Below are 9,210 nucleotides of genomic sequence, written 5' to 3'. Positions count from 1 at the left end.
ACTTTTGGAATTTAGGCATAAAGATTATTCCATTTTAAGTGCTTCTATCATATTAATATTTTTAATCTTTCTATGTATTAATAAAAAAGAAATAAAAGAGAAAATTAAAGTTAATATTATTGAGAATATATATGGACTATACCCTATATTTTCAACAAAAACTGTATTTGTTTTTTCCATTGATATTAATACTATTTTATGCAAGATTTTCCCACTAAATAACCCTAAAATAATTCCTACAATCGTAAGAATAAATATTTCCTTATAGATATATAGTGAAACTTCTTTTGAAAAAAATCCTATTACTTTTATAGTTGCTAGTTCTCTTTGTCTTTCATTTACATTTATTTCTAGTAAACTATAAGTAACAACAATAGATAAAAGGGCTGATAATAAAGTAATGAATATAACAATAAAATTAAGACTATCACTAATTTTATCAAAAATGTCCTTATATTCACGATTTAAAGATATTGATTGAATTTCATCAAAATCTAATAAATAATCTAATGATTTATCAAATTCCTTTATTATTAAAGTATTTATCTTATATTCTTTTTGTAAATTTCTTTCATAAAATTTTTTTGTAATAAAAATGTAATTACCTTGGTAATTATCTGTAGTATTTGAAATCTTTAAATTATATTCATTTCCTATAAAATCGCTAACTAAGATTTCATCTCCTACATTTTTATTCATGAGTGTTAAGGCTCTTTTTGAAATGATGGCTCCATTATCATCAATTTTATTTGATAAATGGAAAAATTCATCTATTTTAATATCATCTATGATATATATTTTAATATCATTTTCACGATTTTTAATTGAAAACTTAGCATTTATACTCTCTAAAGAAAGTGATGTAAAATCTTTTTCAACTAAATTAATTATTTTACTGATTTCATTTTTATTTAAATGACTTTTCAAATTAATTTCAGCATGAAAATTTCTTATTTTATTATATTGTAACTCAGAGATATCTGAAAAAGAGTTTTTAATTGCAAATCCAAGGAATATAAGGGCAGTACATCCTGTAATTCCTAAAATATTCATAATCATTTTACCTTTATACCTAAAAATATTTCTTAAACTTATTTTATTAGAAAATGATAAATTATTCCAAAGTATTTTTATTTTTTCAAGTAAAATACTACTTCCTTGTTTTGGCATTTTTGGTTTAAGTAAATCTGAAATTTCAATATTGAAATCATTTCTTAAAGATAGATATACTGATAAAATTGTAGATAAAATAGAAGCAATAATACTTATTAAAACTATATTTAAATCAAATAAAATCACTAGATTATTATACATAGAAATAGAGCCTGCTCTAAATGCTGTATAAATAAATTTAGGGATAGAATATATTCCAAAATAAATACCTAATAAAATACCTAAAATAGTTGGTAACAAAGCATAAATATAGTATTTTTTTGATATTTGATTTTTAGAATAACCTAAAAACATATATGTACCAATAGAATTTCTTTGTTCATCAACCATTCTTGTCATAGTAGTTGTAGAAACAAGTATTACTATTAAATAAAAAATTACAGGAAATAATTTTGATATGATGTTTAAACTTTCTACACTTTCAATAAATGATGAATAATTTGGATTATCAATTCTTGTGTTAATAAAATATATAGAATTCAATGAATCTAGTTTACGTTTATTTATATCTATATCATTTAAAGCTTTTTCTATTTTTTGATTAGCTTTATCTTTTTCTTTTTCAAATCTTTTTTCAGCAATTTCTACTTTATTTTTATTATTTTGAATTTCTTTTTTTCCATCATTTATTTTATTAAGATTTTCTTCATATTCTCTATCAAATTTATTTTTTTCTTCTATTAATTTTTGATTACCATCTTCAAGTTTTTCTATTCCAAGTCTAATTTGTTCTAGTCCCTCATAAATTTTTTTCTTATTATCCTCTAATTCATTTTTCTTATTTTCAATAAAAGTTAAATTGGTAATTAATTCATATTTTTTATCTTCTAAATTTTTGAGTTCATATTTTAATTTATTTTCACCAATTTCTATATCTTTTATTGCCTTTTCTATTTTATTTTTACCATCTTCTATTCTTTTTTTTGATACAAAAATACTAGAATTTAAAGACTCAATATATTCTTTATTTTTAAAAATTTCTTTTTTTGAATCTTCTATTTTTTTCTGATTTTCACTTATGATATGAAATCCTTTTTCTATTTCATTTAAACCATTATTTATTTTTTCTTTATTTGTATCTAATTCTTTTAATCCATCTTCTATTTTTAACAAATTTTCTTTTAAATTATATTGCTTTTCTATTAATTCTGCTTTTTGTTTATTAATTTTTAATTCATTATTATTGAATTTATCATATGCTCCATGAAATTCATTAATATTTGAAATAAGCTTTTTCTCTGCAGACAATATTTTATTTTTTGCATCAATAATCTTATTTTCATTTTCTATTATATCATTTTTAGAATTTTCAATTTGCATTTTACCTTTATTAATCTCTTCATATTTTTGTGATAAAAATTCATCTAACTTCATCTTAGAATTTTTATTTATCTTATTTCTAATATCCAGTTTTTTTTCAAAAATATAGCTACTATACTCTGCTTTATATGTTTTAAAATTTGTTTTAAGTTTAATATTTGCAAAAGTATATTCTTTATTTTCAAAATATTTTGCTAAAGTATACCCATTAATACTTGAAACATTATATCCTTTAAACGTCTGAATTTTTGAATTAATTAATCTATTTTCAACATTTTCATAATATCCAACAATTTTAAATTTTTCATTTATTTTTTTATTAAAGCTATATTTATCTTTTAATTGATATTCAATTATTATTTCATTAATTGAACTTGGCAAATTCCCTTCAACTAATTTAAGTTTAGATATTCTTTCAGGTAAGCTTTTTAAATTCAATATTTCTTTACTATTATTTATATATATTTCTTCATTGTATCCATATTCAATATCTGATATATATTCTAAATTATTTAAAATCTTTAAATCATCTTGATTTAATGCAATATTTGAACTAACTGTAACATCAGCAACATTACTTATTGTGTATAAATCATCTATTGTTTTATACATATCTTTACTTAATACATTTAAACCTATGAATGTTGAAATACCTAATAAATTTATAATAAATATTGCTAAAAATCTTGTTTTAGATTTAAAAAATTCACGAATAATATCTTTATTATTCGTTTTCATATGCTATTTTCCTAATTCATGATAATAATCATTTAATCTTTGAACAACATTAAATAATCTTTTTCTAAAATGCTCAGTAGTAATTTTATCTACATCTTTTTTTGATATTTTAGCTAATATCAAATATTTATCACTATTTTTTAATTCAACAGTTTTAGCGAATTCATATTTTTTTTCATCTATTATTTTTTTTGATATTTCTTCAGCCATAATTTTCATAGTAGCGTAATCAAAGTTTTTTCCTGATAATTTAGTTTCATCAAATAATACTTTTAACTTAGTAAGTGAATAATCATAAATTGAACCTTTTAATCCTAATAATGCGTCATTTTTAACAGCATCTAAAGTTGCTAGTCTATCTGAAACTACTGCTAAATCACTATCATATTCAAAAGATCCTTTCATTATTTCTTTAGTTGCTTTACTTGTAAATATCCCACTTAAATATTCATCTGACGAAAGTCTTGTATATGAAAAACTATTTAATGAAGTAAGTACAAATAATAATGTTATAATTTTTTTCATAATCGTTTCCTCCTTAAATTATCACTGCTTTTGCTTTTATTATTTTTTCTATATTATATATATTTTTTTCATTTTCTGGATTTTCAGACGGAGTAAAGTATATATCTTCTAAATTTAAGTCAGCTTTCCTAATTGTTTCATGAGATATTAATACTTCATTTATCATTCCACGTCTATTTCTTGAAATTAAAATTACTGATGATATTTTTCTATATTCTGACATCAAATCAATAATACTATAATCTCCCTCTATTGGCATTAAAGGACTTTTAATTATTCTGATAAATAAAATATCACATTCATATGATGATTTTTCAATACTATTTCTTAAATCAATTACACTTTCTTCATTTTTAAATATACTAATTGTTTTAGTTTTTGCATTAGGATTTTTACTTGATATAAATTTTTCAACTTCTTCTTTTCCAGCATTTATATCCGTACCAAACAAGAAATATATTTTTGCCCTAGTATCTTTTCTATCTCTTACAATGTGATGTCTTCTACATCTTGCTTCATAATTTTCACTTGCTCCAACCATTACTATTGGATCATCTTTAAATGCTGGTTCTCCATTTATTAATCTTTGACTTGCATATGCTTCTTTGCCACAAACCATACATATTGCTTTTAATTTAGTAATAGAGTCAGCATAAGTTAATAATTCAGGCATAGGATAAAATGGTTCTGCTTTAAAATCTAAATCAAGTCCAGCAACAATAACTCTTTTCCCAATATTAACATATTTATTACAAAATTCTATTACTTCTTTTCCAAAAAATTGTACTTCATCTATTCCAATTACTTCAACATCTGGATGTTTAGAAATAATGCTTTCCATTTCTAACACATTTGAAACAGGAAAAGCCCCTATACTATCTTGACTATGAGAAAAAATACCATTTTCACCATATCTCTTATCTATTGCATGCTTAAAAATTAAAACATTTTGTTTTGTAAATGACTCTCTTCTTAATCTTCTAATTAATTCTTCACTTTTACCAGAAAACATGCTACCACAAATTACTTCTAGTCTTCCTACATTATCACTATTTTTTAAAAACATATATATTTTTTGATTATTAATCAAACTCCTTTCTTTTTTTATTATTATATCATAAAAATATGAATAAGTAATGTAAATTATTTTTATTATATTTATTTGACATATTTATTATAATGATATATAATTTTTTTGAGGAGGTAAATATGAAAAAATTTTTTATATTTTTATCTTTATTTTCATTTATTTCATTTGCTCAAAATGAAGTAGATGAAAGATTAAATACAATTTTAGATGAACTGATTGTTATATCTGAAAAAAATATGGAAATATCACTTGAAGATGAAATTGTTCTAAGAGATAAGATTATTGAATTTGCAAAAACTAATTTAGATAGACCATATTCTTGGGGAGCTGTTGGACCTAATAAGTTTGATTGTTCTGGATTTGTAAATTATGTATTTTCAAAAAATAGTTCCATTAACTTACCTCGTGTTTCAAAAGATATGGCTAATTATTCTCCAAAAATAAATATTGAAGACCTTAAAATAGGAGATTTACTATTTTTTAATACATCAAGTAGAGGGAAAACTATTAATCATGTTGGAATATACATAGGTAATAATGAGTTTATTCACGCCTCTTCTGCACAAAAAAAGGTTACGATTTCAACTATTGCAAATGGATTTTATAAGAAAAAATTTAAATGGGCTATTTCGCCATTCTAATTAACCTAATTATTATTTATATTATAAAAGTGGACTATTGTCCACTTTTATTTAGGTAAATTCAAATTCTTTTTAATCACAACTAACCTTATAATCAATACAGTAAAAAATATTATTATAGTCGTTTTTATTTCATTTAATTGTAAATCTATTATCATAATTTTATATAAAAACCCAGCAATTACACAAAGTATTGCATATATATCTTCTTTTAAAATAAAAGGTGTCTCATTTGCTAAAATATCTCTTAATATTCCTCCACCAACTGCTGTTATTGTTGCCATGATTATAACACCCATAGTATTTAAATCATTTTGTAATGCAATATTAGCACCTATAGAAACAAATAATGATAACCCTACTGCATCAGATATTAATACTAATTTTCTTGCCTTTTTAACTAAATTCTCATCAAATTTAGGTTTAAATAATAAATAGGGTATATATGTAAGTAAAGCAACTATTATTGCTACATATATATCTTGTGGATTTATTAATGCAGTTGGTACTTTATTTAACAACACATCTCTCATAACTCCACCACCTACTGACGTAATTATTGCAAGTAATGTTACTCCAAATAAATCATGATCATGTTTTATACCTTTAAAAATTCCTGATAAGGCAAAAGAAATTATCCCTAGTAAATTAGCTAAATAAATAAAAGTTTTAAAATCCATATTACTTTAAATTAGTTGAAATATTATCAACTAAAAATCTCCTTACTCTCTTTACTCCCTCTCTATCTTTAAGCATTTTAAACATGACTCTACCCATAATAACAACATCATACATACTATTGTGTAACTCATTTTCATCAAGTGGTATATTGTAATAATTAGCACATTCCATTAATTTTGGCCATTTAAAAGATGAATAATGATTATTACTTGGTACTTTAACAATATCTATATTTTCTAACATTGTATCAAATTGATATTTAAGTTTAAAAGGAATAAATTGTCTATCAAATCTAATATTGTGAGCAACAAAATGTTCAGCATTATCACAAAACTCAAAAAAATTAACTATATCTTCATTAAATGTTCTAGCATATTTAATTAAAGATAAATTTCTTCTTCTTTCTATTTCATTATCAAATAACCCATTAACATTTATGGCATCTAAATTCGGTTCTTCTCCCTCATTTCTAAAATAAAATCTATCAAACTCATCAAGTTTGACCATTTTATTTGTAACTGTATCATATGTAACTTTCATTGCTGAAATTGATAAAACAGAATCAGTTGGATTTACACCATTAGTTTCAACATCAAAAAATATAATTTTTTTTATCATTTTTTCACCCTTAATCATTTAATTTAAGAACTGATAGGAATGCTTCTTGCGGTATTTCAACATTTCCTATAGCTTTCATACGTTTTTTACCCTCTTTTTGTTTTTCTAATAATTTTTTCTTACGAGTAATATCTCCACCATAACATTTAGCCAATACATTTTTTCTTAAAGCCTTTACCGTTTCTCTTGCTATTACTTTAGTTCCTAATGCAGCTTGTAATGGAATTTCAAATTGTTGTCTTGGTATTACTTCTTTTAATTTTTCAACTATAGATCTTCCTCTATAATAAGCATTATCGCTATGAGCTATAAATGAAAAAGCATCTACTGCTTGTCCACTTACTAAAATATCAATTTTAACTAGATTAGATTCTCTAAACCCTATCATTTCATATTCAAAAGAGGCATAACCTTTAGTTCTGGATTTTAATTTATCATAAAAATCTATAACTATTTCAGCTAAAGGTAAATCATATATTATCATAGATCTATTTTCATCTAAAAAACTCATATTTACAAATGTTCCACGTTTTTCTTGACATAGTTCCATAACATTTCCAACATAATCTTTAGGCACTATAATAGTTCCTTTAATATATGGTTCTTCTATATGTTTTCTTCCCTCAGGAAATTCAGCAGGGTTATCAATAATCAACATATTGTTTGTACCCTCTACAGTAACATGGTATTCAACAGATGGTGCTGTTGAAATTAAATCAATTCCAAATTCTCTTCTTAATCTCTCAACTATAATTTCCATATGCAATAATCCAAGAAAACCACAACGGAAACCAAATCCTAATGCTAATGAAGTTTCAGGCTGATATGTTAATGATGCGTCATTTAATTGTAATTTTTCCAATGCTTCTCTTAAATCTTCGTAATCATCTGTAGAAATAGGATAAACTCCAGCAAAAACCATACTTTGTGCAGGTCTATATCCATCTAAAGCAAACTCTGTAGGATTTTTAACAGTCGTTATAGTATCCCCAATTTGTGTATCTTTGATAGATTTAATACCTGTAATTATATATCCTACCGAACCAGCATCTAATGATTCTTTTTCTTTCATTTTAGGTGAAAATACACCAACTTCTAATACTTCAAATTCCTTAGATGTTGACATTATCTTTATTTTTTCACCTTTTTTAATAGTTCCATCTAAGACTCTAATATATGTAATTACACCTCTAAAATCATCATAATGTGAATCAAAAATCAATGCTTTTAAAGGCTTATTAACATTTCCTTGAGGTTCAGGAATACATTTAACAATTCCCTCTAATAAATCATTTATTCCAAACCCAGTTTTACCTGAAACCAATACTGAATTATCAGTTGGTAAACCTATAACATCTTCAATTTCTAACATTACCTTATCTGGATCAGCTGATGGTAAATCTATTTTATTTATAACTGGTAGTATCTCTAAATCATTTTCTAATGCTAAATATACATTAGCAAGCGTTTGTGCTTCTATACCCTGAGCTGCATCTACAACAAGTAAAGCACCATCACATGCTGCAAGAGATCTTGATACTTCATATATAAAGTCAACGTGTCCAGGAGTATCTATCAAGTTTAATTCATACTCTTTTCCATCTTTTGCCTTATAATTTAAAGTAACTGCTTGTGCTTTAATTGTAATTCCTTTTTCTCTTTCAAGATCCATACTATCTAATAATTGTTCTTTCATTTCTCTTTGACTTACAGTTCCTGTAATTTCTAGCAATCTATCTGCAATAGTAGATTTACCATGATCTATATGTGCAATAATAGAGAAATTTCTTTTTAATTTTATATCCGACATTTTAACCTCTCCATAATAGTATTTATTTATATATTTTATCATAAATATATATAAAAATAAAGATGTTAAACCTTTTAAATATTTTGTTACATATATTTGATAAATAACACATATATAAAATATTCTTTTTATACATATTGAAATGTATTTATTTTTACTGTATAATGTATTTGTAATATAAATAAAACTAGGAGGAAGTTATGTTAAAAGAGTTTAAAGATTTTATAGCTAAAGGAAATATTGTAGATTTAGCTGTTGGGGTTATTATAGGAGGAGCTTTTGGTAAAATAGTTGCTTCATTGGTAAATGATATAATAATGCCATTTATTGGACTTATATTAGGAAATATTAACTTTAAAACATTACAAATTATATTAAAACCAGCAGAGGGTGAAACACCTGCTTTATCAATTAATTATGGAATGTTTATACAAAATATTGTTGACTTTTTAATTATTGCTTTAGTAATTTTCATAGTTTTAAAAGGATTAATGAAACTTAAAAGAGAAAAACCAGTTGAAGAAACTGTTCCAGCTGAACCTGTATTAACTAAAGATCAAGAATTATTAGTTGAAATAAGAGATTTATTAAAAAAATAGAGAGTGTGAAAAAAA

8 protein-coding genes are annotated in these 9,210 nt (G+C 23.6%); 2 read left to right on the top strand and 6 right to left on the bottom strand.

The window, feature by feature from the left end; genetic code table 11:
• Positions 1-24: 24 nt before the first annotated feature.
• The 3 genes from BT993_RS06415 to BT993_RS06405 are packed head-to-tail and all read right to left on the bottom strand — an operon-like array spanning position 25 to position 4,822.
• Positions 25-3,231, bottom strand: a complete 3,207-nt coding sequence (locus BT993_RS06415) for an ABC transporter permease (protein ID WP_072593752.1) — start codon at positions 3,229-3,231, stop codon at positions 25-27.
• A gap of 3 nt (positions 3,232-3,234) precedes the next feature.
• The gene (locus BT993_RS06410; RefSeq protein ID WP_072593751.1) at positions 3,235-3,756 is read right to left on the bottom strand and encodes a hypothetical protein; all 522 of its coding nucleotides are present in this window, start codon (positions 3,754-3,756) and stop codon (positions 3,235-3,237) included.
• Positions 3,757-3,769: 13 nt separating this feature from the next.
• Positions 3,770-4,822: a thymidine kinase gene (locus BT993_RS06405; protein WP_072593750.1), complete on the bottom strand. Its 1,053-nt coding sequence runs from the start codon at positions 4,820-4,822 to the stop codon at positions 3,770-3,772.
• Positions 4,823-4,965: 143 nt separating this feature from the next.
• Between BT993_RS06405 and BT993_RS06400 the strand changes: the two genes are divergently transcribed.
• Positions 4,966-5,487, top strand: coding sequence for a C40 family peptidase (locus BT993_RS06400; RefSeq protein ID WP_072593749.1), 522 nt, complete (start codon positions 4,966-4,968; stop codon positions 5,485-5,487).
• A 47-nt stretch (positions 5,488-5,534) separates the two neighbouring features.
• Here the strand turns inward: BT993_RS06400 and BT993_RS06395 are convergent, their stop codons facing one another.
• From BT993_RS06395 to lepA, 3 genes are read right to left on the bottom strand one after another with little or no spacing between them, the layout of a single operon-like run.
• Complete coding sequence (locus BT993_RS06395) at positions 5,535-6,167, bottom strand: trimeric intracellular cation channel family protein (RefSeq protein WP_072593748.1); 633 nt, start codon at positions 6,165-6,167, stop codon at positions 5,535-5,537.
• A 1-nt stretch (position 6,168) separates the two neighbouring features.
• On the bottom strand, positions 6,169-6,786 hold the full coding sequence (locus BT993_RS06390; protein WP_208600519.1) for a 3'-5' exonuclease: 618 nt from the start codon (positions 6,784-6,786) through the stop codon (positions 6,169-6,171).
• A gap of 10 nt (positions 6,787-6,796) precedes the next feature.
• Positions 6,797-8,596, bottom strand: coding sequence for a translation elongation factor 4 (gene lepA, locus BT993_RS06385; protein ID WP_072593746.1), 1,800 nt, complete (start codon positions 8,594-8,596; stop codon positions 6,797-6,799).
• A 200-nt stretch (positions 8,597-8,796) separates the two neighbouring features.
• Between lepA and mscL the strand changes: the two genes are divergently transcribed.
• On the top strand, positions 8,797-9,195 hold the full coding sequence (gene mscL / locus BT993_RS06380) for a large-conductance mechanosensitive channel protein MscL (RefSeq protein WP_072593745.1): 399 nt from the start codon (positions 8,797-8,799) through the stop codon (positions 9,193-9,195).
• Positions 9,196-9,210 lie beyond the last annotated feature (15 nt).

This window comes from Streptobacillus ratti, assembly GCF_001891165.1.
In the GTDB taxonomy this organism is placed as follows: domain Bacteria; phylum Fusobacteriota; class Fusobacteriia; order Fusobacteriales; family Leptotrichiaceae; genus Streptobacillus; species Streptobacillus ratti.
This window is presented reverse-complemented; position numbering and strand designations above follow the sequence as displayed.